Source organism: Bradyrhizobium sp. SZCCHNRI3052 (assembly GCF_032484895.1).
Lineage (GTDB): Bacteria > Pseudomonadota > Alphaproteobacteria > Rhizobiales > Xanthobacteraceae > Bradyrhizobium.
The window spans coordinates 583,963-610,075 of record NZ_JAUETW010000001.1 but is presented as its reverse complement, the minus strand read 5'-3'; the positions used below and the strand labels follow the sequence as shown (position 1 = coordinate 610,075).

27 protein-coding genes are annotated in these 26,113 nt (G+C 66.3%); 20 read left to right on the top strand and 7 right to left on the bottom strand.

The window, feature by feature from the left end:
• Positions 1-44 precede the first annotated feature (44 nt).
• The 8 genes from QW887_RS02890 to aat all read left to right on the top strand — a co-directional run bounded on the left by QW887_RS02890 (position 45) and on the right by aat (position 7,359).
• Positions 45-752: a DUF1236 domain-containing protein gene (locus QW887_RS02890; protein ID WP_316192618.1), complete on the top strand. Its 708-nt coding sequence runs from the start codon at positions 45-47 to the stop codon at positions 750-752.
• Between the two features lie 264 nt (positions 753-1,016).
• Positions 1,017-1,496 (top strand): type II 3-dehydroquinate dehydratase, encoded by a 480-nt coding sequence (gene aroQ, locus QW887_RS02885; RefSeq protein ID WP_316170460.1) that lies wholly within the window; start codon positions 1,017-1,019, stop codon positions 1,494-1,496.
• Between the two features lie 50 nt (positions 1,497-1,546).
• A complete protein-coding gene (gene accB / locus QW887_RS02880) occupies positions 1,547-2,032 on the top strand; it encodes an acetyl-CoA carboxylase biotin carboxyl carrier protein (protein WP_316164755.1) in 486 nt (161 codons plus the stop codon).
• Between the two features lie 82 nt (positions 2,033-2,114).
• The gene (accC, locus tag QW887_RS02875) at positions 2,115-3,464 is read left to right on the top strand and encodes an acetyl-CoA carboxylase biotin carboxylase subunit (protein ID WP_315712202.1); all 1,350 of its coding nucleotides are present in this window, start codon (positions 2,115-2,117) and stop codon (positions 3,462-3,464) included.
• Positions 3,465-3,579: 115 nt separating this feature from the next.
• Positions 3,580-5,100, top strand: coding sequence for a sensor histidine kinase (locus QW887_RS02870; RefSeq protein WP_316194153.1), 1,521 nt, complete (start codon positions 3,580-3,582; stop codon positions 5,098-5,100).
• Complete coding sequence (locus QW887_RS02865) at positions 5,097-5,534, top strand: response regulator (protein ID WP_172109443.1); 438 nt, start codon at positions 5,097-5,099, stop codon at positions 5,532-5,534. The genes QW887_RS02870 and QW887_RS02865 overlap by 4 nt, the downstream gene beginning before the upstream one ends.
• Positions 5,531-6,619 (top strand): sensor histidine kinase, encoded by a 1,089-nt coding sequence (locus QW887_RS02860; RefSeq protein ID WP_315712206.1) that lies wholly within the window; start codon positions 5,531-5,533, stop codon positions 6,617-6,619. The genes QW887_RS02865 and QW887_RS02860 overlap by 4 nt, the downstream gene beginning before the upstream one ends.
• Positions 6,620-6,678: 59 nt before the next feature.
• Positions 6,679-7,359, top strand: a complete 681-nt coding sequence (aat, locus tag QW887_RS02855; RefSeq protein WP_316194152.1) for a leucyl/phenylalanyl-tRNA--protein transferase — start codon at positions 6,679-6,681, stop codon at positions 7,357-7,359.
• A 6-nt stretch (positions 7,360-7,365) separates the two neighbouring features.
• On the opposite strand, the gene QW887_RS02850 is transcribed toward aat, so the two are convergent.
• A complete protein-coding gene (locus QW887_RS02850; protein WP_316164753.1) occupies positions 7,366-8,355 on the bottom strand; it encodes a DUF2155 domain-containing protein in 990 nt (329 codons plus the stop codon).
• A gap of 213 nt (positions 8,356-8,568) precedes the next feature.
• Here QW887_RS02850 and QW887_RS02845 point away from each other — a divergent pair, with 213 nt between their 5' ends.
• The 9 genes from QW887_RS02845 (at position 8,569) to QW887_RS02805 (ending at position 16,748) form a co-directional block, all read left to right on the top strand.
• Complete coding sequence (locus QW887_RS02845) at positions 8,569-9,342, top strand: SDR family oxidoreductase (RefSeq protein WP_315751703.1); 774 nt, start codon at positions 8,569-8,571, stop codon at positions 9,340-9,342.
• A 44-nt stretch (positions 9,343-9,386) separates the two neighbouring features.
• Positions 9,387-10,349, top strand: coding sequence for an alpha/beta hydrolase (locus QW887_RS02840; protein WP_315751704.1), 963 nt, complete (start codon positions 9,387-9,389; stop codon positions 10,347-10,349).
• Positions 10,350-10,531: 182 nt separating this feature from the next.
• On the top strand, positions 10,532-10,888 hold the full coding sequence (locus QW887_RS02835; protein ID WP_315712213.1) for a cupin domain-containing protein: 357 nt from the start codon (positions 10,532-10,534) through the stop codon (positions 10,886-10,888).
• A gap of 78 nt (positions 10,889-10,966) precedes the next feature.
• The gene (locus QW887_RS02830) at positions 10,967-11,296 is read left to right on the top strand and encodes a hypothetical protein (protein WP_315826857.1); all 330 of its coding nucleotides are present in this window, start codon (positions 10,967-10,969) and stop codon (positions 11,294-11,296) included.
• A 191-nt stretch (positions 11,297-11,487) separates the two neighbouring features.
• Entirely contained in the window at positions 11,488-12,654 is a 1,167-nt protein-coding gene (locus QW887_RS02825) for an amino acid aminotransferase (protein WP_316192620.1), read from the top strand.
• Positions 12,655-12,679: 25 nt separating this feature from the next.
• The gene (locus QW887_RS02820) at positions 12,680-13,294 is read left to right on the top strand and encodes a YitT family protein (protein WP_315712219.1); all 615 of its coding nucleotides are present in this window, start codon (positions 12,680-12,682) and stop codon (positions 13,292-13,294) included.
• 261 nt (positions 13,295-13,555) lie between these two features.
• Positions 13,556-14,620 carry a ketopantoate reductase family protein gene (locus QW887_RS02815; protein WP_315712221.1) on the top strand — a complete coding sequence of 355 codons (1,065 nt, stop codon included), beginning with the start codon at positions 13,556-13,558 and terminating at the stop codon, positions 14,618-14,620.
• 102 nt (positions 14,621-14,722) lie between these two features.
• Positions 14,723-15,736 (top strand): Na+-dependent transporter, encoded by a 1,014-nt coding sequence (locus QW887_RS02810; protein ID WP_315712223.1) that lies wholly within the window; start codon positions 14,723-14,725, stop codon positions 15,734-15,736.
• Positions 15,737-15,869: 133 nt separating this feature from the next.
• Positions 15,870-16,748, top strand: coding sequence for a transporter substrate-binding domain-containing protein (locus QW887_RS02805; RefSeq protein WP_315712225.1), 879 nt, complete (start codon positions 15,870-15,872; stop codon positions 16,746-16,748).
• 127 nt (positions 16,749-16,875) lie between these two features.
• Here the strand turns inward: QW887_RS02805 and QW887_RS02800 are convergent, their stop codons facing one another.
• The 5 genes from QW887_RS02800 to QW887_RS02780 form a co-directional block, all read right to left on the bottom strand.
• Complete coding sequence (locus QW887_RS02800; RefSeq protein WP_315712227.1) at positions 16,876-17,544, bottom strand: amino acid ABC transporter permease; 669 nt, start codon at positions 17,542-17,544, stop codon at positions 16,876-16,878.
• Positions 17,545-17,575: 31 nt separating this feature from the next.
• Complete coding sequence (locus QW887_RS02795) at positions 17,576-18,826, bottom strand: FAD-binding oxidoreductase (protein ID WP_315712229.1); 1,251 nt, start codon at positions 18,824-18,826, stop codon at positions 17,576-17,578.
• 22 nt (positions 18,827-18,848) lie between these two features.
• Positions 18,849-19,607: an SDR family NAD(P)-dependent oxidoreductase gene (locus QW887_RS02790; protein WP_315712231.1), complete on the bottom strand. Its 759-nt coding sequence runs from the start codon at positions 19,605-19,607 to the stop codon at positions 18,849-18,851.
• 155 nt (positions 19,608-19,762) lie between these two features.
• Entirely contained in the window at positions 19,763-20,053 is a 291-nt protein-coding gene (locus QW887_RS02785; RefSeq protein WP_315751711.1) for a hypothetical protein, read from the bottom strand.
• Between the two features lie 113 nt (positions 20,054-20,166).
• The gene (locus QW887_RS02780) at positions 20,167-21,108 is read right to left on the bottom strand and encodes a GlxA family transcriptional regulator (protein ID WP_315712236.1); all 942 of its coding nucleotides are present in this window, start codon (positions 21,106-21,108) and stop codon (positions 20,167-20,169) included.
• A 144-nt stretch (positions 21,109-21,252) separates the two neighbouring features.
• On the opposite strand from QW887_RS02780, the gene QW887_RS02775 reads away from it, so the two are divergent.
• Entirely contained in the window at positions 21,253-21,951 is a 699-nt protein-coding gene (locus tag QW887_RS02775) for a DJ-1/PfpI family protein (protein ID WP_315712238.1), read from the top strand.
• Positions 21,952-22,039: 88 nt separating this feature from the next.
• Here QW887_RS02775 and QW887_RS02770 read toward each other — a convergent pair whose 3' ends face one another.
• Positions 22,040-22,450: an NADH:ubiquinone oxidoreductase subunit NDUFA12 gene (locus QW887_RS02770; protein ID WP_315712239.1), complete on the bottom strand. Its 411-nt coding sequence runs from the start codon at positions 22,448-22,450 to the stop codon at positions 22,040-22,042.
• 164 nt (positions 22,451-22,614) lie between these two features.
• On the opposite strand from QW887_RS02770, the gene QW887_RS02765 reads away from it, so the two are divergent.
• Together QW887_RS02765 and QW887_RS02760 are read left to right on the top strand one after the other, a co-directional pair.
• Positions 22,615-23,277, top strand: a complete 663-nt coding sequence (locus tag QW887_RS02765) for a BA14K family protein (RefSeq protein ID WP_315712240.1) — start codon at positions 22,615-22,617, stop codon at positions 23,275-23,277.
• A 456-nt stretch (positions 23,278-23,733) separates the two neighbouring features.
• Positions 23,734-26,052: a CHASE3 domain-containing protein gene (locus QW887_RS02760; RefSeq protein WP_315826848.1), complete on the top strand. Its 2,319-nt coding sequence runs from the start codon at positions 23,734-23,736 to the stop codon at positions 26,050-26,052.
• Positions 26,053-26,113 lie beyond the last annotated feature (61 nt).

Genomic DNA, 26,113 nt, shown 5'->3' with positions numbered 1-26,113 from the left:
TGCCGTTGTCGGCGCGGGCAGTGCAAATACGAGGAGGATAGAGGATGACCAATCGCTTGATGGTATCAGTTGCTGCAATCGCGCTCCTGGCGGGTGCAGGTTTTGCTCATGCGCAAGGTACCGGCGGTGCGGGCGGCGCAGCTGGACAGTCCGGCGGCGCAGCCATGCAGGGCGGTGCGACCGGTGGTGCTGCCGGCGGAGCATCGAGCGGTGGCATGAACGCGCCCGGCGGCGCGATGCATCGCGACAGCGGCTCGCCTGCGTCCGACATGCGCTCCAGTCAGTCCGAGCAGAAGCCCGGTGCGACCAAGGGCCAGCGCGCCGAGGAAGGCATGAAGGGTCCGAATGCCAAGGGCGCGACCTCCGAGACCGACAAGGCCGGCTCCAAGAACATGAAGGCCGAGGGTCGCGACAGCAAGAGCGGCACCAGCACGAACGCCGAAACCAAGACCGGCAGCGACCGGTCGCAGACCACCACCGGACAGGCCGGCGCCGGCGCCAAGCTCACCACCGAGCAGCGCACCAAGATCACCAGCGTGATCCGCAGCCAGCGCGTCGAGCCGGTGACCAACGTGAACTTCAATATCTCGGTCGGCACCCGGGTGCCGCGCGACGTTCACTTCCACCGGCTCCCGGCGGAAGTCGTGACGATCTATCCGGAATGGCGCGGATACGACTTCATCCTGGTTCGTGAGCAGATCATCGTGATCGATCCCCGCACCTACGAGATCGTCGCAGTTCTCGACGCCTGATCCCGACCAGGCAGGCGATGAGGACATGGGGCGGGCAGCAATGCCCGCCCCATTCTATTGCGCAAAGAGCACGTAAGGGCGATCACACGCAGCCCGTGCAGCCGGGTGGACAAACCTGGTTAACCAGCAATTTCGTACACTTAAGACGGTTTTTTCGTCTGACGGACCAAGCCTCGGGCAGCCGGCCCGGCTGCCGAAAGGCTTCCCCTTGGCGGCTTTGTTACCTATAACGCCGCCCACTGCCGCCACACCGCCGGGATGGGAATGGCCGACGCCGCGCACAACACGATCTATGTCCTCAACGGACCCAACCTCAACCTGCTGGGCACCCGCGAGCCGGAGACCTATGGCCATGCCACCCTGGCAGACGTCGAACGGCTCTGCGTCGAGACGGCCGCGCGCTTCGGCCTGACGGCGGAGTGCCGGCAGTCGAACCATGAGGGTGTGCTCGTGGATTGCATCCATGAGGCCCGCAGCCGCGGTGCGGTCGGAATCATCCTCAATGCCGGCGCCTACTCTCATACCTCCATTGCCTTGCACGACGCGCTGATGGGGGTGAAGATCCCCGCCGTCGAAGTGCACATCAGCAACATTCACGCCCGCGAGAGCTTCCGGCACCATTCTTTCACCGCGAAGGCCGCGTTTGCCTCGATCTGCGGCTTCGGCATCGACGGCTACCGGCTGGCGATCACCGGCCTCGCCGCCAAGATCGGCGCCAAAGCCGTCACGCAGACCGACATCTAGCGCAAGCCTGACGTCACAGTCCTCACGCACCCAACGTTCCGGATCAGATCATGGCGCCCCAGCCCGACGACAAGACTATCGCGAAATCCGAAGACAGCCAGCTCATTCGCGAGCTCGCAGCGCTGCTGGATGAGACCAGCCTGACCGAGATCGAGCTGGAGCGTGCCGGCCTTCGCATCCGCGTTGCCCGCAACGTGACCGTTGCGGCGGCCGTCCATTCGGCCATCGGAACGGCCGCCGCTGGCGTTCCCGTGGTCGCAGCCGCCACCGCGGCAGCCGCCGGCGCAGACTTGTCCAAACATCCCGGCGTGGTGCCCTCGCCCATGGTCGGCACCGCCTACTGGGCGCCCGAGCCCGGCGCCAAACCGTTCGTCGAGGTCGGCTCCAAGGTGTCCGTCGGTCAGACTCTGATGATCATCGAGGCGATGAAGACGATGAACCAGATTCCGTCACCGCGCGCCGGGACGGTGACGCAGATCCTGGTCGAGGACGGCCAGCCCGTGGAGTACGGCGAGCCGCTCGTCATCATCGAATAAGCGCGACTAGCGGACGGCGAAAGCGAATGGTCCACCATTCCATGTTCGCCGCTCACTACTCGCCACTCGCGCCCGAGGCACCATGTTCGACAAGATCCTCATCGCCAATCGCGGCGAAATCGCCCTTCGCATCCTCAGGGCCTGCAAGGAGCTCGGTATCTCCACCGTCGCGGTGCATTCCACCGCCGACGCCGATGCGATGCATGTCCGCCTCGCCGACGAAAGCGTCTGCATCGGGCCGCCGCCGTCGAAGGACAGCTATCTCAACATTCCCGCCCTGCTCGCCGCCTGCGAGATCACCGGCGCGGACGCCGTGCATCCCGGCTACGGCTTCCTGTCGGAGAACGCGCGCTTCGCCGAGATTCTCGCGGACCACAATCTGCATTTCATCGGGCCGAAGGCGGAGCACATCCGCCTGATGGGCGACAAGATCGAGGCCAAGAAGACGGCCAAGCGGCTGGGCATTCCCGTCGTTCCAGGCTCGGATGGCGCTGTCACTCCGGACCACGACGCGATGGCGATCGCCAAGGAGATCGGCTTCCCGGTGCTGGTCAAGGCAGCCGCCGGCGGCGGCGGCCGCGGCATGAAGGTCGCCCACACCGAGGCCGACCTGCAGCTGGCGCTGACCACAGCGGCCAACGAGGCGAGATCGGCGTTCGGCGACGCCTCGGTCTATCTGGAGAAGTATCTGCAGAAGCCGCGCCACATCGAGATCCAGGTGCTCGGCGACGGCCGCGGCGGCGCCATCCATCTCGGCGAGCGCGACTGCTCGTTGCAGCGGCGCCATCAGAAGGTCTGGGAGGAAGGCCCCTCCCCGGTGCTTGACGCAGCGGCCCGGGCCAAGATCGGCAACACCGTCGCCAAGGCGATGCAGGAGCTGAAATACATCGGCGTCGGCACCATCGAATTCCTCTACGAGGACGGCGAATTCTATTTCATCGAGATGAATACCCGCATCCAGGTCGAGCATCCCGTCACGGAGATGATCACCGGGATCGACCTCGTGCTGGAGCAGATCCGCATCGCCGCCGGCGGCGACCTGCCGATGACCCAGGACCAGGTTGTCATCAACGGCCACTCCATCGAGTGCCGCGTCAATGCGGAAAACCCTGTCACCTTCCGGCCCTCGCCGGGCAAGATCCTGCAGTACCACCCGCCTGGCGGCCTCGGCGTCCGCATCGATTCCGCCGTGTATCAGGGCTACGTGATTCCGCCCTATTACGACTCGCTGGTCGGCAAGCTGATCGTCCACGGCAAGACTCGGGTCGAGTGCCTGATGCGGCTGCGGCGCGCGCTGGACGAGATGGTCGTCGACGGCATCGAGACCACCCTGCCGCTGTTCAGGGCCCTTGTCCGCGAGCCGGCCATCATCGATGGCGACTATCACATCCACTGGCTCGAACAGTACCTCGCTGGCCAGAAGGCGGAGTGAGCGGCCAACCGCAAAATTCCAACGACGCGCCGGAACCCTTCAGCCCGCACTGCGTTCTGCTCTTTCGGCGGTTCCGCTGAGGGGGCAGGTATTTCAATTGGCATGCGAGTGAGCGGTGGCGCCTGAGATTGGACAAAGGCGCACGCTGGGACAAATCCTGCTGCTGTCGGCGGGATTCCTGGTGCTGGTCGTCGTCAGCACGGCCTCGGTGCTGCTCGTCAACAAGGCCCGCAAAGACAACGCCTGGGTGGTGCACACCATCGAGGCGGAGAACCAGATCAACGCGCTGCTGCTCGAGGTCCGCCGGGCCGAGAGCGGCGCCCGCGCCTACCTGCTGACCCAGGACAATACGTTTCTGACCGATCACGACGCCGCCGTCACCGCGATCGCGCCGGTGCTCGACAAGCTCGGAACACTCGTGGCCGACAATCCTGCCCAGGTCGAGCTGCTCCGCCAGGTCCGCGCCGAAATCGACACCCGCCTCGGCCAATTCAGGCGCGAGAAGGACCTGGCCGCGCAGGGTGACCTCGCCGCCGCCGCCGCGCTCGTGCGGAGCGCCGCTTCCGGCAACACCAGCATCAACATCCGCGATCTCGCCAATCGCATGCGGCTGGAGGAAGAGCGGCTGTTCGTGCTGCGCACCGCCAATGCCGACCGCAGCCAGCAGCTGGCGACCGTCGTGACGGTGACTGGCTCGGCCCTGGTCGTCCTGCTCGCGATCATCTCGGTGCTCCTTGTGCGCCGCTCGGCCAGCGCGCGCGACGAGGCCGAGGCCAGGCTGCGCGAGAGCAACCTCAACCTCGAAGCCACCGTCGACGAGCGCACCGCGGACCTGCGCGAGGCCAATGAGGAGATCCAGCGCTTCGCCTATATCGTGAGCCACGACCTGCGCTCGCCGCTCGTCAACATCATGGGCTTCACCAGCGAGCTCGACGAGCTGCGCAACGACATCTTCCGGCGGATCGCGACGCTGGCGCGGGCGGCCTCCGACGCGCCGCCGCCGGCGGAAGGCGCCGAGCCCGAGCTCGAAGGCGCCGACCAGCAGCTGTCGGAGGATTTCAGCGAGGCGCTCGGCTTCATCAAATCCTCGATCGCCAAGATGGACCGGCTGATCACGGCCATCCTCAACCTGACCCGCGAGGGCCGCCGCGAGTTCGTGCCGGTGCGGATCGATACCCGCGAGCTGATCGAGGGCATCGTCTCGACGCTTGCGCATCAGGCTGCGGAAACCGACACCACCATCCGCGTGGAACCGTTGCCGGCCATCGTCAGCGACCGCCTGGCGCTGGAGCAGATCTTCTCCAACCTGATCGACAACGCCATCAAATATCTCAAGCCGGGCGTTCCCGGCGACATCGCCATTCGCGCCCGTACCAAGCTCGGTTTTGCCATCTTCGAGGTTACGGACAACGGCCGGGGGATTGATCCCAGGGATCATCAACGTATCTTTGATCTGTTCCGCCGCGCCGGGACCCAGGACCGTCCGGGTCAGGGGATTGGATTGGCGCATGTCCGCGCGCTGGTGCGCCGGCTCGGCGGAACCATGTCGGTTGCGTCGGAACTCGACCAGGGCAGCACGTTCACCATCACGCTCCCGATCAACTGGAACGCCTCAAACCGGAACTCAGACCGATGACCATGCCCGTGACGATCATCATGATCGAGGACGACGAAGGCCACGCCCGCCTGATCGAGCGCAACATCCGACGGTCCGGCGTCAACAACGAGATCAAGCCGTTCACCAATGGTACAGATGCCGTGAAGTATCTGCTGGGTGCTGACGGCACCGGCCTCGATCACAAGGGGCACGCATTGCTGATCCTGCTCGACCTGAACCTGCCGGACATGACCGGCATCGACATCCTCAAGATGGTCAAGCAGAACAGTTTCCTGAAGAGCGCGCCCGTGGTCATCCTCACCACGACCGACGACTCGCAGGAGATCAAGCGCTGCTACGAACTCGGCTGCAACGTCTACATCACCAAGCCGGTCAACTACGAAAGCTTCGCCAACGCCATTCGCCAACTCGGCCTGTTCTTCTCCGTCATCCAGGTTCCGCCCGCCGCATGAGCTCCGCCGCCCCCACGCTGCTCTATATCGACGACGACGCAGCGCTGGCGCGGCTGGTCGAGCGCGGGCTCAAGCGATTGGGCTTCACGGTGGAACACGCCGCCGACGGCAGCGCGGGCTTGCAACGGCTGGAGCGCGGCGGCATCGACGTCGTGGCGCTCGACCAGTACATGCCAGGCTTCGACGGACTCGAGACGCTGGAGCGCATCATGGCGCTGCCCGAACCGCCGCCGGTGGTGTTCGTCACCGCCTCACAGGATTCCAAGATCGCGGTCACGGCCCTGAAGGCCGGCGCGGCGGACTACCTGGTCAAGGACGTGCAGGGGGAGTTCATTCCCCTGCTGCAGGTCGCGGCCGAAGGCGCGGTGCGCCAGGCCCGGCTGCAGAAGGCCCGCGACGAGGCGGAGGCGGAAGTGCGGGCGTCACGCGACCGCTACGCGGCGCTGGCGGCCGAGCGCGAGGTCCTGCTGCGCGAGGTCAATCACCGCGTCGGCAATTCGCTGCAGATCATCGCCTCGCTGCTGCATCTTCAGGCCAACTCCAGCACCCAGGACGACGTCAAGGCCGCGCTCACCAATGCAATGGGCCGCGTCGCCGCCGTGGCGCAGGTGCATCGCCGCCTCTACACGTCTCAGGATCTCAAGAGCGTGCTGCTCAACCAGTATCTGGATTCGCTGCTCGACGACCTGCGCCGCTCGGCGGAGGGCAACCGGATGTCGCGGCTGACCCTGAAGGCGGAGCCGGTCGAGATCGACCCGGATCGCGCGGTCGCGATCGGCATCGTCGTCAACGAGCTGGTCATGAACGCGGTCAAATACGCCTACCCCGATGGGCCGGGCCCGATCCATGTCGAGCTGAAGCTTGCAGGTGAGGACATCGTGCTGTCGATCGCCGACAACGGCGTCGGCCTCAACGCAACCAGCGATCCGCGCTCGACCGGAATGGGCCAGCGCATCGTCAGCGCCATGGCGACCAAGCTCGACGCCACCGTCGGCCCCGATCCGAGCCATGCCGGCACCAGGATCGTGGTCCGCTTCCGCCTCGAAAAAGATGCTCCCAAGCCCGCGGCTGCCGCGGTCGGCTGAGCCGACGCAGCCGGCACGCAACCATCGCGCGCCCGGCATCGGCCTGCTATGCTGATCCCATGAATACGCGCGACTCTGCAGCGTCCGAGATTACGCCCGAGGTCCTGCTGCGTGCCTATGCCTGCGGCATCTTCCCGATGGCCGAAAGTGCCGACGACCCGACCTTGTTCTGGGTCGAGCCGGAGCTGCGCGGCGTCATTCCGCTCGACGGCTTTCGCGTCGCCTCGCGCCTTGCGCGTACGGTCCGGTCGGACGCCTTCGCCGTGACCGTGAACCAGGCGTTCAAGGCGGTGATGGATGGCTGCGCCGAGCCGCAGCCTGGCCGCGAGGACACCTGGATCAACAGGCGTATCCGCGAGCTCTACAGCGGCCTCCACGCGCTCGGCCATTGCCACAGCGTCGAATGCTGGCAGGATGGCGAGCTGGTGGGCGGCCTCTACGGCGTCAGCCTGGGCCGCGCCTTCTTCGGCGAGAGCATGTTTCACCGCACCCGCGACGCCTCGAAGGTCGCGCTCGTGCATCTCGTCGCGCGGCTGATCGCCGGGGGCTTCGAGCTGCTCGACACCCAATACGTCACCGAGCACCTCAAGACCTTCGGCGCCGTTGAGATCCCGCGCCGGCGCTACACCGTGCTGCTCGAAAAGGCCCTGAGGGGGCCGGCCGCCAATTTCGCCAGGCTGGCGGTTGATCGGCCGATCTCGGGCACCGAGGCACTCGCGATCATCGCAGCGCGCGGCTGAGCGAGGTTATCTGAACACTCCGCCGAACGGTCCACCCGCCTGGGGCGGCGGCGGTGGTGGCGGCACCTGCTGGGTCTGATTCTGCTGCGGCGGCGATGGCGGCCTGGGCGCCGCCTGCCGCTGCTGCGGCGGACGCTTTTGCGCAGGCTGCGGCGCCGCGGCCGGCTTCTGATCCGGCGCGGCGGCGCTGACGACCGTGGTCTGCGGCTCTTTGCAGTCAACCAGCCAGATGTCGTAGATCGGGTGCTCGACGCCGTGCAGACCGGGGCTGGCCGCGAACATCCAGCCCGAGAAGATGCGCTTCACCTCGCCCTGCAAGGTGATCTCGTCGACCTGCACGAACGCGTCGGTGTTGGCGGCCTCGGTGGCTGGCCTCGTGTAGCAGGCGTCGGTCTTTACCCGGAGCGCCCCGAACTGCACGGTCTCGCCGATATCCTCGTCGAAATTGATGATGCGGCCGGTGATCTTGTCGAGCCCGGAGAAGCTCGCCTTCTTGTTGACGATCTTCTGCGCCGGCGGTTCGGTCACGACCTCGTCGCCCGGCTGGATGGTGGCCGGGGTCTGCGGTACCGCGCCGTTCGGCGGGATCGCTGCATTCTGGGGTGCGCCGCGTGGCGGGGCCTGCCGCTGACCAGGCGCAGCCCCCGGCTGGCCGGGTGGCGGCACGGCCGCAACCGGAGGATTGTTCTGTGGCAGGATCGTCGTTCCCGGCGGCGGCGCCAGCGGCTGGGATTGGACCGGACCCGGCAGGGCGGCGCCCTGCCCTGGCGGCGGACGGGTTGGCGCCGGCAGCACCCGGCCCTGCGGCAGCTCCGGGATCTCCTCCTCTTCCTCAGGAGGCGGAATCGGCTCGCCACGGCGCGGAATGTTGCCCGGCGGGCGCGGAACGGGATCGGAGAAAATGGTACCGATCTGCGCGCGCGCCGGCACGGACAGCGTGAGGGATGTGGCGGCCAGCAATGCCGCGATACCGGTCAGGACGATTGTTCGGTGCATCTCGCGCGGCTTTATCAGGCGAATCGGGGTTCGGGACAATCAAATCGCGTCATGACCCATCCGCCGCTCTCGATCAGCCCTCCCGTTAACATGTCGAATACGGCGGGGGAAGGGCGAGCTGCCAGCACTCCGCGTGCTGGTCAGCCGGTTCTTCCAATGAGATAGTCGTGATCAAGAGCCGGATCGGAACCGGCGCCAAAGGGAAGGAAATCGATGTCTGATTCGATCCGTCTCGACGGCCGAGTGGCCGTCGTTACCGGCGCGGCCGGCGTCATCGGCGCCGCGACCATGCGGCTGCTGGCCGCGCGCGGGGCCCGCATCGTCGCCGTGGACCGGCGCGAGGCCGATCTCGCCGCCGCGACGGCCGCCCTGCCGGCGAGCGCCGAGGCGCTCGCCGTGGCCGCCGACGTCACCAACGAGGACCAGGTCGCGGCTTATGTGCGACAAGCGTGCGATCGGTTCGGCACCATCGACGTGTTCTTCAACAATGCCGGCATCGAAGGCGAGATCAAGCCGATCACCGCATATCCGCTGGAGGCGTTCCGTCGCGTGCTCGACGTCAACGTCGTCGGCGTCTTCCTCGGCCTCAAGCACGTGCTGCCGGTGATGCTGAAGCAGAACCGCGGCTCGATCATCAACACCGCCTCGATCGCAGGCCTGATCGGCTCGCCGCAGATCGCCGTCTACAGCGCCAGCAAGCACGCGGTCATCGGCCTGACCAAGAGCGCGTCCTGGGAGTGCACCGGCACCAATGTCCGTGTGAACTGCATCTGCCCCGGGCTGATCGAGAGCCGCATGCTGAGCGCGATCATCGAAGGGCGCAGCGGCGCCGCGGTTCCGGCCGACAAGGTGGTCGATCGCGTCCCCGCGCGCCGGCTCGGCCAGGGCGCGGAGGTCGCCTCGATCGTCGCCTTCCTCGCCTCCGACGATGCCAGCTACGTCTCCGGCGCGGCCTACACCGTCGATGGCGGCCGCACCGCCGCCTGACGTCCCTTCAACTTGACCGTCTTTCAACCCGACAGGTTTTTGCAATGCCCGTGCAACTCGATGCCGATGCCGCTGCCGTCTACAAAGCATTTCAGGAGGCCGGTCGGCCGGCCTATGAGACGCTGACACCACAGGAGGCGCGGGACTACTATCTGGCCGCGCGCGTCGTGAGCAATCCCGAGCCGCCCGAGCTTGCGGACGTCAAGGACCTCGCCATCCCTGCCCCGCATGGCACAATCCCGGCACGGCTCTATCGGCCAAGGACGGTGCGGCAGAACAACGGTCTTGCACCAGGATTGGTGTTCTATCACGGCGGCGGCTGGGTGATCGGCAATCTGGAGTCGCATGACGTGGTCTGCCGCGCGCTGGCGCACGAAGGCGAACTGATCGTGATCTCGGTCGACTACCGCCTCGCGCCCGAGCACAAGTTTCCGGCCGCGGTCGACGACGCCGCCGCGGCCATACGATGGATCGCCGACAATGCCGCCGCGCTCGGCATCGATGCCGCCAGGCTCAGCGTCGGCGGCGATTCCGCCGGCGGCAATCTCGCCGCCGTCGTCGCGCTCTTGGCGCGTGACGGCAAGGGCCCGAAGCTCTCAGGCCAGGTGCTGATCTATCCGGCCACCGACTTTTCGATGAGCCATCCCTCGCACAGCGAGCCCGAGACCAGCGTGCTGCTGACGCATTCGGTGATCCGCTGGTTTCGCGACCATTATCTCAACAGTGCCGCCGACATCCACGATTGGCGGGCCTCCCCGGCGAAGGCGGAAACCCTAGCCGGGCTACCGCCCGCCTATGTGCTCACGGCCGGCGCCGATCCGCTGCGCGACGAGGGCGACGACTACGCGCGCCGCTTGCGCGAGGCCGGCGTGCCGGTGACGCATCGCAACCATCCCGGCCAATTCCACGGCTTCTTTACGATGGGCAAGCTGCTCGACCAGGCCAATGTCGCCGCACGCGACATCGGCGCCTGGCTGAAGCAGCTCGACCGGCCCGGCGGCATCTGAGCGTTACCGCGCTGAGCTCAGAACGCACCGACCCGCGAGTTCGCGGGTCGTGCTCACATGCGGCCGAAGTCGTCGCGTGTGAGATCGGCTTGCTCGCGCTCGAGCAGCAGCTACATCCCGCGCAAGCCGGCCGGGACGACTGGACAGCTCACATTTCATTCCTCGCAGCAGGAGACTCCCACATGAAGACCGTGAACCTCGCCGACAAGCTGAGCCAATTCTCAGGCCATTGGGACCCGCACGTGGTCGCGGACTACAACGATAATGACGTGATGGTCGTGAAGTTCATGGGAGAATTCCCGTTCCACAAGCATGACACGACGGATGACTTCTTCCTGGTCCTGGAAGGCGAGATGGAGATGGACATTCAGGGGCAGCCGTCGCGGACGGTGAAGGCCGGCGAGTTGTTCGTCGTCCCCAAAGGGGTCGTCCACCGGCCGCGCGCGGCCAAGGAGGTCAAGGTGCTCCTGATCGAACCCAAGGGCGAACCGAACTCCGGCGACTCCGACCGGGTGCCCGCGCCCAAGCCGCGCATCTGACTCGCCGGAAGGCGTCAGACCTTCGGGCCTCCGCGAGCTTGAGATATCATTCAGAGCGGACAGGTGAGCAGGATAAACATGGAGCCAACTCTGGAGATTGCGCTGGCTTGGTTCCAGCCCGAAGAGTGGGAGGACATCAGGCGGATCTGCCCGGATCTGCACGACACTTATGAAGAATGGCTGGCCAGCGCTCAGGAGGTCATCGACACGATCGGCAGTCGCCCGGACGAGCGGATCGTGAAAGTGATCCTGACCGCGGCCGAGCTTCGGAAATGGCAACGTGCGACAGGCCGCAAAGTCGATGGCAGGGTTCGCTCACAGCTTGCCGCCAGGCGCGCGCGCAAGATCCGCAACGAGTCCCCACATCCGGCTCCCGAGCCCCGTTCTGGCTCAGAAGGCAGTCGCTGACGCTTGTCGCTCAGTTCGCTCAGGCGGGCCACGGCAAGTTCTGAGGGCGCAACGGCCGCCCATGCAGCGAACGAAGCGGAGCATCGCCGAAATGTCCGCTGTTCTTGCGCTGCAACCGAGATAGTGTCCCGTCGCCCGCAAGGACGGCTTATGGCCGTCTGGCAGGCCCCTCCTCCAATAGGATCGCCCCGATGTTCGACCGCTTGACCCGCCAGCCCGAGGATCCCCTGCTCGCTCTGATCGGCATCTTCAAGGCTGACCCGAGAGCCGACAAGGTCGATCTCGGCGTCGGCGTGTATCGCGACGAGGCCGGCCATTCGCCGATCTTCCGCGCTGTGAAAGCTGCGGAGCGCATCATCTGGGAGAGCCAGGACAGCAAGAGCTATGTGGCGCCGGAAGGCGACCAGCTCTTCCTCGACCTGTTGTGGTCGCTCGTCGGCGGCCCCGCGCCCTCGGTCCATGCCGCAGGCGTGCAGACCCCGGGCGGCTCGGGTGCGCTCCGCCTCGCCGCCGATTTGATCCGCCAGGCCGGCACCGGCAAGATCTGGCTCGGACTGCCGAGCTGGCCCAACCACGCCGGCATCTTCGCCGCGGCGGGGCTCGAGGTCGAGACCTATCCCTACTTCGACGTTCCGTCGCAGACGCTGCAGTTCGACCGCATGCTGGAGGCGCTGCAGCGCGCCGCGCCCGGCGACGCCGTCCTGATCCACGCCTCCTGCCACAACCCGACCGGCGCCCCGCTCAGCACCGAGGACTTTGCGCGCATCACCGCCGTGATGGCCGCGCGTGGCCTCGTGCCGCTGATCGACTCCGCTTATCAGGGTTTTGGCGCCGGTCTCGAGGGCGATGCCGCCGGCCTGCGGGCAATGGTCGCGGCCGTGCCCGAGGCGCTGCTGGCGGTGTCCTGCTCGAAGTCCTTCGGACTCTACCGCGAGCGGACCGGCGCGCTCTACGCCGTCGCCTCGGCACAGGCCGCAGCCGAGACCGCGCGCTCCAATCTCGTCTCCATCGCCCGCACCAGCTATTCGATGCCGCCCGACCATGGCTCGGCGATCGTCAAGACGATTCTCGACACGCCGGACCTCTATGCCGACTGGAGCAGCGAGCTCGAGACGATGCGCCAGCGCCTCGCCGCGCTGCGCCGCTCTTTTGCCGAGGCGCTCGGCGGGCGCTGGTCCAACACGATCGCGATCGGCGTCCAGGAAGGCATGTTCTCGCTGCTGCCGGTGACGCCGGCCGAGGTCATGACTTTGCGCGAAAAGCACGGCGTGTACATGCCGACCTCGGGCCGCATCAACATTGCAGGCCTGAAGCTCGCCGACGTCGCGCGCGTTGCCGGCCTGTTCAAGTCGCTTTGAAACATCGCCTGCAAGGATCAAGGCCGTGACAGAGATCGTCGCTCAGGAGCGGCACAAGCTCTACGAGGACGCGATGGCGCTGACGCTGGGCACGCTGTTCGTGTCGCTCGGCATGCTGATCTACAGCAAGACGGTGCTGCTGGTCGGCAGCACCGCCGGTCTGTCGCTGCTGTTGAGCTACATCAGCGGCTATGGTTTCGGCGTCAGCTTCTTCCTGATCAATCTGCCGTTCTATGCGTTGGCCGTCCGGCGCATGGGCTGGCCGTTCACGATCCGCACCTTTGTCGCGGTCGGGCTCGTCGCCCTGTTCTCACGGCTGACGACGTCATGGATCGACATCAGCCATATCGATCCGATCTATGCCACCGTAATCGGCGCCGGCCTGACCGGGACCGGCCTGTTGATGCTGTTCCGGCATCGCACCGGGCTTGGCGGGATCAACATTCTGGCGCTGTATCTGCAGGAGCACTGGAAGATCCGCGCCGGCTATTTCCAGCTCGCCGTCGATTTCCTCATCATGATCGCCGCATTCTTCGTCATCCCCGTGAACCGGCTGGCGCTGTCGATCCTCGGCATCGTGATCGTCAACGTCATCATCGCGATCAACCACAAGCCGGGGCGCTATATGGCGCTGAGCTGAACGGCCGAGCTCCAAGCGCACGGTCGATCTGCGCTCGGATAGCCCCACCGTGACACGCGCCGGATGCCGCACGAGTGCGCTGCACCTTGCCAGACGGCGCATTCCGTGGGATGAAAGCTCTGGTATGCCAGCAACCGAGGCAATGGGTTACCGCATCCGTCCGCTCCTGCCGGACGCCTGACGGACTCGTCGGTACGGCTGGATCGCCAACAAGAAACGCGAACGCAAAATCTCGAACCGATCTCTGGGGACGACCAAGGTATGGCACGCAACATTCTGATTCTCGGGGCCTCCTATGGCTCCCTCCTCGGCACCAAGCTGCTGATGGCCGGCCACAACGTGACGCTGGTCTGCCGCAAGAAGACAGCCGAGCTGATCAACCGCGACGGCACGGAAGTCCGCATCAAGCTGCGCGACGAGCCGGCGCATCGCTCGATCTTCTCGCGCGACCTGCCGGGCAAGCTCGACGCGGCCACGCCCGATAGCGTCGACCTGTCGCGCTACGACCTGGTCGGTCTTGCGATGCAGGAGCCGCAGTACACCAACCACACCATTCGCGTGCTGATGGTGAAGATCGCCGAGGCCAAGCTGCCGTGCCTCTCGATCATGAACATGCCGCCGCTGCCCTATCTCAAGCGCATCCCGGCGCTCGCCAACGTCGACCTCGACGAGGCCTACACCAATCCCGCGGTGTGGGAACGCTTCACGCCCGGGCTGGTCACGCTGTGCTCGCCGGATCCGCAGGCCTTCCGTCCGCCGGAGGAAGCCGCCAACGTGCTGCATGTCGGCCTGCCGACCAACTTCAAGGCCGCCGCGTTCGAGGACGAGACGCACAACGCGTTGCTCCGCGAGCTGGAGCGCGACATCGACGCGGTCAGGCTCGACGGCCAGGACGTGCCCGTGAAGCTGAAGGTGTTCGACTCGCTGTTCGTGCCGCTGGCGAAGTGGTCGATGCTGCTCACCGGCAACTACCGCTGCATCACCCGCGGTGAACCGCAGGCGATCCGCGATGCCGTGCATAGCAATCTCGCCCAGTCGAAATCGATCTACGAGCATGTCGATGCCATCGCCCGCAAGCTCGGCGCCGATCCGAGCGACCAGGTGCCGTTCGAGAAATACGCCAAGGCGGCCGAGAGCCTGCTCAAGCCGTCGTCGGCCGCGCGCGCCGTCGCCGCGGGCGCGCCGTTCATCGAACGCGTCGACCTTCTGGTGAAGCTGATCTCGCAGCAGCTCGGCATGCCCAACCCCGACATCGAGCAGACGGTGCAGACGGTCGACTTCAAGCTCAACGAGAAGATCGTGGTCGGCGGCTCCAGCGCGCAGTGATGCGCAGGCGCCGACATCGTCCGTAACCAGATGTGACTTTGCATGAACGCGCGGCCGACGCATGGTTCGCGCGTTCATTGATTCCCATCGTTCGGAATGAAGATGCCGTCCTTCGGGCCTCTCGCTTTTCCTCTGCAGGCCCTGAGCTGGCTCGGCAATCAGGGCACCCGCGCCATCGTCGCGGTTCTGCTGGCGGCAATCGCCGTGCCGCCGCTGGGCGAGCTGGCGCGGCCCTACGTCACACAGGCGATCTTCCTGCTGCTCTGCATCTCCTTCATGCGCGTCGACGTCGCGATGCTAACAGCGCATCTGCGCCGCCCGCTGCTGGTGGTGGCCGCGACCGCATGGACCACGATCGCCGTGCCGACGCTGGTCGGCACGATTGGACGCATCGCCGGCGTCGATGCCACCGCGCCCGACCTGTATCTCGCGCTGATGCTGCAGGGGACGGCCTCGCCGATGATGGCCTCGCCCGCACTCGCCGCGCTGATGGGGCTCGACGCGACGCTGGTTCTCATCACGCTGGTGACCTCGACCGCGCTGGTGCCGCTGACGGCGCCGCTGTTCGCCTATGTGTTTTTGGGTGAGACATTGTCACTGTCTCCGGCCGCGCTCGGGCTGAAGCTCGCCGCCATCCTTGCGGGCGCCCTGGCGGCGGCCGCCGCGATCCGCCTTGCCCTCGGCATCGCGACGATCCGCCGCCACCGCGCGCCGATCGACGGCGTCAACGTCCTCATCCTGTTCGTGTTCGCGTCCGCCATCATGGCCCATTTCCTGGCCGACCTGGCCGCCAGCCCGTTCCGCATGCTGGGACTGGCGCTGCTCGCCTTCACCGTGTTCTTCCTGTTGCTTGGTACCACGATGCTGCTGTTTCGCGGCGCGGGGCGCGAACGCGCGATGGCGCTCGGCATGATGGTGTCGCTACGCAACATGGGGCTGATGCTCGCGGCGACCGAGGGCGCGATCCCCGGCACCACCTGGCTGTATTTCGCGATGAGCCAGTTCCCGATCCACCTTGCGCCGCAACTGTTGCGCCCGCTCGCCGAGCGCCTGCGTCCAAGGCCGCTTCCATCGGGCGGGACCGATCACGGCTTGATCAATCCTGCATCGGAATGAGGCAGAGCAGCAACGGCATGCGGCCGTTCCGGCATGACACGACGGCGAGCCGCTTACTATCAAGGCCGACATGGTTGTTGCTGGCGTGCAAGGCCGGCGCTACGCTCCGTGCCTGTTGGTGCAGGAGGATTATGTGACCACGTCAGACGATCAGAAAATTTCCGAAGACCGCCGCGATGCGCTGCGCTACGCGCTCGCCATCGGCTCCGGTGCCGCGCTTGCGTCCGCCATGACGACGACGCCCGCCTCGGCGCAAGCGGCCGACAACACGCTCGACCGCGTCCGCGCCAACAAGGTGCTGCGCATCGCCGTGCTGCCGGGCGAGCTGCCCTATTTCAACAAGGATCTTGCCACCGGCACCTGGTCGGGCTTCTCGATCGAGATGGCCAACGACATCGCCAAGCTGCTCGACGTGAAGCTCGAATATGTCGAGTCGACCTACGGCAATTCGGTGCTCGACCTGCAGGCCGGCAAGATCGATCTCGGCTTCGCCCTCAACCCGACGCCGCAGCGCGCGCTGGTCATCGACTTCTGCGGCACGGTGTTCCCGCATCCGTTCGGCGCCATGCTGAAGAAGGGCATGGAAGCGAAGACCTGGGCCGACATCAACAAGCCGGAAGTGAAGATCGCCGTCGACGTCGGCTCGGCCAACGAGGCGGTGGCGCGGCGCTTTGCTCCCAACGCCACGATCAAGTCGCTCAAGTCGCGCGACGAAGTGATGCTGGAGATGGCCTCGGGCCGCGTCGACGTCGTCGTCAACGCCCTGATCCTGGGCCTCACCGCAATCGCCAAGAACCCCAATCTCGGCTCCTACAAGATCCTGCAGTCGCCCTCGGTCGCGATCCCCTCCAGCATGGGCGTGCGCCGCGAGGCCGACAAGCGCTGGCGCGACTTCCTCGCGGTGTGGATCGACTACAACCGCGGCATCGGCCAGATGCGCGAATGGTTCGTCAAGGGCCTGGGGCTGGCCGGCGTCAAGGCCGAGGACGTGCCGGTCGAGGTGAATATCTAAGCGAAGCCACGCTCTCTCCCAGCGTCATTGCGAGGAGCGCAGCGACGAAGCAATCCAGGACCGTTCGTGCCGCCCTGGATTGCTTCGCGTCGCTCGCAATGACGGAGGCATTCGATGATGTATCGCCTCACGCCTTGTCGTACGTCATGCCGCGCTCGAAGCGGCGGCCCAGGAGCGTCGCCGGAAACAGGATCGCGAAATAGATCAGCGCGATGATGGTGTAGACCTCGAGCGGCCGATAGGTGTCGGCGTTGATCAGCGTCGCGTTGTAGACGAGATCGGGCACTGCGATCACCGACACCAGCGAGGTGTTCTTCAACTGCGTCACCGACTGGTTGACGTAGGGCGCCAGCATCGGCTTCAAGGCCTGTGGCAGGATCACGAGCCGCATCATCCGCCACGGACGCAGGCCGAGCGCGCGCGCCGCATCCCATTGCCCGCGTGGCACGCTCTCGATGCTGCCGCGCACGATCTCGGCATAGAACGCCCCGGCGTAGAGCGACAGCACGGTGACCGCGGCGACATGCGCCGGAATGTTGACGCCGATCACCACCGGGAACGCGTAATAGAACCAGATGATCTGCACCAGCAGCGGGGTGCAGCGGAACAGCTCGATATAGCCGATCAACAGCCAGTCGATCACGACCGGACGGCGCAGCCTGACGATGCCGACGACGAGCCCGATCACCGAGCCGAGCAGGATGGTGCCGAGCGTGTACGCCATGGTCCAGCCGAGCCCCAGCCAGAACAGATGGCTGTACTTGGCGAGGATGGCGAAATCCCAGGTATAGTTCATCGCAGCTCCGGCGTGACGCGGTCGCGGCCCCTCACAGATACCGGCTCGGAGCAAAGGCGGAGACGTCGAACGACGGCGCCTCGCCCGTGATCATCGCGGCGATCGCCGCGCCCGTGGCCGGCCCCGTGGTGAAGCCGATATGCTGATTGCCGAATGCAAGCCACAGGCCGGAATGGCGCGGCGCCGGCCCGATCATCGGCAGCGAATCCGGCAAGGTCGGCCGCGCGCCGCGCCATGGCTGGGCCACGGCCTCGCCGAACTCGACCACGCCGCGCGCCAGCGGGACCACCTGCTCGAGCTGGGCGAAATTCGACGGCGCATCGCGATCGGTCAGCTCGACGCCGGAGGTGACGCGCACGCCGTTCTCCATCGGCGTCATCAGGAAGCTGCCCTCGGCGTCGTGGATCGGACGGTACAGCATGCGCTCCGGATTGGGCGTGAACTCCTGGTGATAGCCGCGCTCGAACGCCATCGGCACCCGGTAGCCGAGCGACCTGAGAATGTCCGGCGACCAGGGACCGAGCGCAACCACGACATGACGGGCGCGAATCTCGCCGTCGCCGAGCACGACACGCCAGCCGTCCCCGTCGGACAGCACCGCCCTGATCTCGGACTGCCGCAGCACGCCGCCCGCGCCCTCGAACATCCGCGCGTAGGCTTTCGTCACATTGCCGGGCGAGTCGACCGACGCGGTCTGGCTATGCAGCAGTCCCACTTTGTAGACCGGCAGCATATTAGGCTCGAGCGCGGAAATGCCCTGGCGGTCGAGCAGCTCGCTCTTGATGCCGTATTCGGCCAGGAGAGCCTGCTCCGCCTTGGCCGCTCCGACAGCGTCGCTGCGCCACGCCTTGAGCCAGCCGGTCTCGCGGATCCGCTGCGGCTCGCCGGCGCGAACGATCCAGTCGCGATGCAGTTTCAGCGACGCGCCGATCAGGCCATGCAGCGCGGTGGCGCGCGGCTTGACGCGGGACTCCACGGCATTGGCGAGAAAGCGCAGCACCCATTCGACATTGCGCAGCGTCCATGCCGGATCCCAGCGCAGCGCCGCGCTCTTGTTGCCGAGATAGGACGGCAGGGCCTTGAACAGCGAGGGCTTGTTGAGCGGAAGGATCGAACCGGAGGAGAGAATGCCGGCATTGCCGTACGATGTCTCCTCGCCCGGCGCCTTGCGGTCGACCAGCACCACCGAGAGCCCGCGCTCCCGGATGGCGTAGGCGGAGGAGACGCCGACGATCCCCGCTCCCAGCACGACCACGTCGGCTGTCTGCTGCATACGCTCCATCGTCTCTCGATCCATCTGCTGCTTACATCAGGGTCAGGCCGCCATCGACCGGCAGCACCGCGCCGGTGACGTGGCCGGCGTCTTTCGACAGCAGGAAGGTCACGGCCGCGGCGATGTCGTCGGGCTCGGCGAGGCGCTGTTGCGGATTGGCCGCCGCCGCCGTCTGCCACGCGGCCGGATCGAGCGAGCCGAGCCGTCCCGCATCCTTGCGCGTATAGCCGGGCACGACGACATTCGCGGTGCCGCCGCACGCAGCCAGCTCGATGGCGAGGCATTTCACCAGCGCCTCCAGCGCCGCCTTGGCGGCGGCCGAGGCCGGGAAGGTGCCGCCCGGCACGAAGCGGTGCGCGACGAAGCTGGAGATCGCGACCACGCGCGCATGGGTGCTCTGCACGAGGTCAGGGAGCGCGGCGCTGGCGAGCTCATGAAATGCCGCGGGCATCACTGCGAGTGAGCGGTCGAGCCCGTCGCGCGGCAGATCGCGAAAGCTGCGGCGGTCGGCAAAGCCGGCAGCATGCACCACCGCGTCGATCCGGCCGAACCGCGTTCGTGCCGCAGCCGCCAGCTCGGTGGCAACGCCCTGCCTGACCAGATCGCCGCAATGAAACTCGGCTTCGGCGCCGGCCTCCCGGCACGCCGCGGCGACGTCCCGCAGACGCGCGAGACCTGCTTCGTCAGCCCCCTGCCCGTGCAGCATCAAGGCCTGCCCCGGTGCGGCCACGCGGCGCGCCACCGCAGCGCCGATGCCGGCCCCGCTGCCGGTGATGATGGTGACACGCATCGCGCCTCGTCTACCCCTCGGTTTCGCGGGGCGGACTATAGGTCTCACACCTGCCGATGCCAACACGCGGACGGACATGCGCCGATGTCCGTCGCGCGGGACTTCTTGCGCCTCAGACGTTCAGAACGTCCAGGTCGAACGGCTGAGTTCGCCGCTCAGCACTTGGCGCCGACTTTGCACTTGTTGGTCGACTGTGAAATCGTGCCGCCCTTGCCGCTGCAGGTGGCGGCATAGGCATTCACGCAGGCGACCTTCGCGGATGTGCAGCCCGCATGATCGTTCTTCACGCAGATCGTCTCGCTATAGGTCTCGATCGTGCTGCCGCCTTTCTTGCAGACGCACATTCCGGTGACTTCGGCTTTTGCCGCAAAAGCGCTGTCGACACTGCCGACCGCGGCAGCAGCAAACAAAATCAGGGACAGAAATACGCGCATCGTATCCTCCATGGACAAAGTGGCAATGCGCGTACTATGCGCGCTTCGCGCATGTCACACAACTTTAAATTGTCTCAACTGCCATCGAGGATCGTCGCCCGCGGCTGCTCGTCCACTGATCCAGGTCAGGCGGTGAGGCGTGCCGCGCGCCGCAGGGCCTGCGGCGGCTGGCCGAAGGCGCGAATGAAGGCGCGGCGCATCCGCTCAGGATCGCGAAAGCCGGTCGCCTCGGCCACCAGCTCGATCGGCTGATGCGAAGCCTGCACGCGATCGCGCGCCACCTCCAGCCTGAGACGCTCGATCGCCTTCGACGGCGTCGTGCCGGTCTCGGCCACGAAGGCGCGGGTGAAATGCCGCGTGCTCATGCCGGCACGCTCGGCAAGGTCGTCGACCGTCAGCGGCGCATCGAGATGCTCCCGCGCCCAGGTCAGGAGCTCGGCGAAGCGGCCGCTCGGCGCCTTCAGCTCCAGCAGCGAGGAGAACTGCGACTGCCCGCCGCTGCGGCGATGATACAGCACGAGCTGACGTGCGGTCTTCTGCGCGATCTCCTCGCCGTGATCGTCGGCGACCATGGCGAGTGCGAGATCGATGCCGGCAGTGATCCCAGCCGAGCTCCAGACATTGCCGTCGCGGACGTAGATGCTGTCAGGCTCGAGCTTCACTTGGGGGTAGGCTCGCAGGAACTGCCGCGTGCGCTGCCAATGCGTGGTCGCGCGCCGCCCGTCCAGCAGGCCCGCTTCGGCCAGCACGAAGGCGCCGGAACAGATGCTGGCAAGCCGGGTGCCCCGCTGCGCGACCTTACGAACGAAGTTCAGCGTGCATGCGTTGCGGCTCGCAGCTTCCACGCCCTCGCCGCCGGCGATCAGCAGCGTGGTCAGCGCCGACACCGGACCGAATTTCCGCGCCAGCATTTCGGCCCCTGACGACGACCGCACGGGTCCGGGCGTGGCGGCGACGACCCTGATCGATGGCGCGGCGCGCGCATAACGCGAAGCGATCTCGAACACCGAGATCGGTCCGGCGGCGTCGAGCAACTGAAAATCGGGGTAGATGAGCACGCCGATCATGGTGGATGACTCCGTGAGCCCAAGTCCGTGAGCCCAAGTGCGAAATCCCAAGCCCGTCCGGAAACGAGGGAACTTTGGCATATGCGCCATCCAGCGGACCATGCAGAATGCCCGCCGTCAAGCACCACACCTGCGAGCACCGCCATGGCCCAACCGCTCTCGATCGCTCTCGTCCTGTTTCCACATCTGACCCAGCTCGATCTCACCGGTCCGGTGCAGGTGTTCTCCAGCGTGCCGGGGGCGACACTGCATCTGGCGTGGAAGAGGATCGAGCCGATTCCGACCGACTCGGTCCTCACACTGATGCCGACCACCACCTTCGCTGACTGTCCGCAGGCGGACGTGATCTGCATTCCCGGCGGCTTCGGCGTCGACGCCATCCTCGATGACGCCGAGGTCATCGGCTTCATCCGCCGCCAAGCCGAACGAGCCAGGTACGTCACCTCGGTGTGCACGGGCTCGCTCGCGCTCGGCGCCGCCGGCCTGCTGGATGGCTATCGCGCAGCGACCCATTGGAGCGCGCGCGAGTGCCTGCCGCTGTTCGGGGCCACCGTCAGCACCGAGCGCGTCTGCATCGACCGCAACCGGATCACCGGCGGCGGCGTCACGGCCGGCATCGACTTCGCGCTGACCCTGGTGGCGCAGTTGGTCGATCGTCAGACGGCGGAGGCAATCCAGCTCAGACTCGAATACAATCCGGCGCCCCCTTTCACCGCTGGATCCCCCGACACGGCGCCGCCCGAGGTGGTGTCACGCATGCTGGAGCGGATCGCACCGTTCCGGAAGCGGCGAATCGAGGCGGCGGAGCATGCGGCGGCCGCCCTCAGGAGCAACCCGGCGTAGCGCAGGCTTGGCAGGCTCCCGACAGTAAAGAGGCCGCCCAGAGCTCGGGGCGGCCTTTTCCGATCGGGTCATCTCGAGCGAAATCGAATCAGCCGCCAGGAGTCCAGGGCTGATAATCACCGGTGGCCTTTGGCCTGCGACCGCTGCCCAAGGTCGAGCCGGCCGGGCGATACGCCAGCGCAGTCCCCGTCAGGTTCGGCTCATGCGGCTTTTCCCACTCGCGGGGCTTGTAGCCCTCCTGAGTCGGCGGCACATCGACCATATGATGCATCCAGCCGTGCCATTCGGGCGGAATACGGCTGGCTTCGGCCAGTCCGTTATAGATCACCCAGCGCCGCTCGAAATGCAGCACCGGGTCGATCTTGCCGCCGGCAGTCCGATAATAGCGGTTGCCCTGTGCGTCCTGCCCCACGAGCTCGCCGAAGCGCCAGGTCCACAATTGCGTGCCGAAAGTCTGGCCGTTCCACCACGTGAAGAGCTTGAGAAAGAACTGTTTCATGGGCTTGGGGCCGGTTCTGTGAAGGTCCCGGTTCTGATGCCACCCCGCCCGCATCTTGTCCAGTGTTGCACCGCTCCGCCCGCGACGATGTATCGGTTCGCGGCGGGGAACGACATCCGCGGCCTGCGGTTAGGTCACTTTCCCCCCCTGATGGAGCGATAGCGATGACCAGACTGAAGAGATGGAGCACTGCGGCGGCAGTGGCGCTGATTCTGCCGCTGGCGGCAGCGACGACGAGCTTTGCCCAGGGTCCCGGCGGCGGTCGTGGTCCGGGCGGCGGTGGTGGTGCCGCCATCGGCGGGGGCGGTGGCGCGGCCATCGGTGGTGGCGGCGGCGGAGCGATCGGCGGCGGCGGACGCGGCGGCTTTGCGGCCGGCCCGGGTGGCGCCGGGATGAGCGGCGGCAGCTTCGCCGGACGCGCAGCCGTTGGCGGCGCAGCGCTGGCGGGTCGCGGTCCGGCGGCCGGCGCCAACGTCGCCGTCAACACGGGTGGCGGCCGCGGCAACTGGAGCGGCGGCAATTGGAGTGGCGGCGGCTGGCAGGGCGGTCACCGTGGCGGCTGGCATCACCGCGGCGGCGGCTTCTGGCCGGGTGTCGGCGTTGGCGTCGGGATCGGATTGGGCAGCAGCTATGCCTACTACAACGATCCGTATTATTACGGGCCCGACTATTACTCCGACTACTCGTACTATGACGACTCCGCGCCTGTCGCCATCGTTGGAACCGAAGGCGTCGACCCGAGCTACTGCGCACGCAGGTACCGCTCGTATGATCCGGCTTCGGGAACCTATCTCGGCTATGATGGCTTTCGCCATCCATGTCCGTAAGAGTCTGACATAGTAGCTGCGACAACAGAGGGCGGCGAGCCTATGCTCGCCGCCTTTTTCGTGCCGTATTGTTGTTTGTTCTGTGTCTAATGCGCCACGTTGCAGGCTGATTTTCGCCCATATTTCAAAATGTGCCTCGCGACGTGCAGATGATCGGCCCGTTTCGGTCCAATATCGTTTGAGCATGTGATTCTGCCCGTTTGGCCGCTTCGCAGGCTTGGTTGATATCAGTTGATGGACACATGGATTTTCGCGGAACTCGCGCAATGCAAACGCCGCGGGTGAGTGGCTTGGGCCTGCCGCCCGCGAACGCGCCAAGAACTTCGAACAAGGAGGCGCGCCTTGCCGACATATCTTCACTGCTTGGACGCAGCTGCATCGAAACTCGGATGCATGGGGCTGGCCGCGATGATCCCCGGCCCAGCTGGCGGACATGTCGATGATTGAGAAACGCAGATGACCTATCAGCGCCTCGCATTGGGGCTCGGTCTTGGAACGCTGCTGGCGATCGGCGCCGCGTCCACGGCGCTCGACATCAAGTCGCGCCACGACGCGGCCTGGGTGAATTCATCGCTCGACATCCTGCAGAAGACCTCCGATCTGCGTCTGCTGCTACGCGAAGCGGAAGCGACCTCTCGCGGCTACGCACTCGTCGGTGACGATCAGTTCAGGACGGAGTTTGCCGATGTCAGCACGAGAATTCCGGTCGCCATGGCCGAGCTGCGGCGCGCCGTGGCCGACAATCCCGAACCGCTGAAGCTTCTGACCGAGACCGAAGCCCTGATTGTCCGCAGGGTCGAGCTCGCTGCGGAGCTGATCCGGTTGCACGCCGCCTCGGATCGTGCGGGGCTCGAAGCCCTCAGAAGCCGCGCCGAAGGGCCGGCGACCATGAGCGAGATCACGGCCCATCTCGACCGTTTCGTTGCCGATCAGCGCAAGCTGCTGACGCAGCGTTCGATGACGTCGAAATCCACCGGATCGCTGCTGCTCACGATCGACCTGTGCGGTCTCGCGCTGCTGCTGATCATCGCCTTCTACCTCATCCGGCGGACCTATCTCCACGATCGTGCGCTGCGCGCGTCGCTGGTCCGCTCCGAAGCCGAGGCCAACTCGCTGGCGGAAAAGGCCGAGCAACAGCATCTCGACCTGATCGCCGCCCATGAGAAGCTGCGCCATTCCGCCGAGATCCTGCAGAACACGTTCAACAGCATGGCAGAGGGCGTGCTCGTCATCGATGCCACCGACACCGTGGTATTCTCGAACCCCGCGGTCGAACATCTGCTCGGCTACAGCCCGGAAAAGAATCTGGCCGACGTCCGCGCGCGCCTCCGCGTCTACGAAAGCGACGGCGTGACGCCTGTCGCAGCACACGACCTGCCGACGCCGCGAGCGTTGCGGGGCGAGAGCTTCGACCGCCGCGAGCTGATCGTCTACCGGCCCGACCGGGACGAGACGCTGCGGCTGATGATCTCCGGCCGCCCGCTGCGCGACGCCGCGGGCGGCATTACCGGCGCGGCGATGGTCTATCACGACATCACCACGGCGCACGAGACCGAGCGGCTGCTGCAGCAGGCGCAGAAGCTGGATGCGATCGGCAAGCTCACCGGCGGCGTCGCACACGACTTCAACAACATGCTGACGATCATTACCGGCACCATCGAAACGCTGGCCGACGAGGTGAAGGACCGCCCCGCCGCCGCGGCGACCGCGGCGCTGATCGGACAGGCGGCAGACCGCTGCACCGAGCTGATCCGGCATCTGCTCGCCTTCGCCCGCAAGCAGCCGCTGCATCCGCGCGACAGCGACGTCAACAGCACGATTCTCGACATCGCAAAGCTGCTGCGTCCGACCCTCGGCGAGCAGATCGAGATCAACTCGATCCTCGAAGAGGAGACGCTGATCACGCACATCGATTCGGCGCAGCTCGCCAACTCGCTGGTCAACATGGCGATCAACGCCCGCGACGCGATGCCCAATGGCGGCAAGCTGCTGCTGGAATCGCGCAGGGTGGAGCTCGATGAGGCCTATGCCTCAGCCAACGCCGGCGTGACGCCCGGCCCCTATGTCATGGTCGCCGTCAGCGACACGGGTACTGGCATGTTGCCGGAGGTCCGCGACCGCGCCTTCGAACCCTTCTTCACGACGAAGGAAGCCGGCAAGGGCTCCGGCCTCGGCCTCAGCATGGTCTACGGCTTCGTCAAGCAATCCGGCGGCCACATCAAGATCTACAGCGAGGAAGGACGGGGCACCACGATCCGGCTCTACATCCCTGTGCCCAAGGGACAGGCTGCGAGCCCTGCTCGGCCCGAGCCCCCGCCGCCGCGCGGCGAGGAGACGATCTTCATCGTCGAGGACGATCCACTGGTGCAGGACTTCGTCGTCTCACAGTTGCAGAGCCTCGGCTACAAGACCATCACCGCATCGACCGGGGTCGAGGCGCTGGCCAAGATCGACTCCGGCCAGAGCTTCGATCTCCTGTTCACCGACGTCATCATGCCCGGCGGCGTCAACGGCAAGGAGCTCGCCGAGGAGGCGCTGCGGCAGCGGCCCGGCACCAAGGTGCTGTACACGTCCGGCTATACCGACAATGCGATGGTCGAGCACGGTCGCCTCGACCAGGCTGCGCTGCTGCTCACCAAGCCCTATCGCAAGTCGGAGCTCGCCAAGATGGTGCGGCTGGCGCTGGCAGGCCCCGTGGATGACGCCTTGGCCGATGATGCCTTGGCCGAGAACGCCTTTTCCGAGGACGCGCAGACGCGCGCTCACTTCTCCTGACTTGACCATCGCGCAGATCGGAACTGCGATCGTCACGGAGCTGGGCGCCACAAATTCCAAT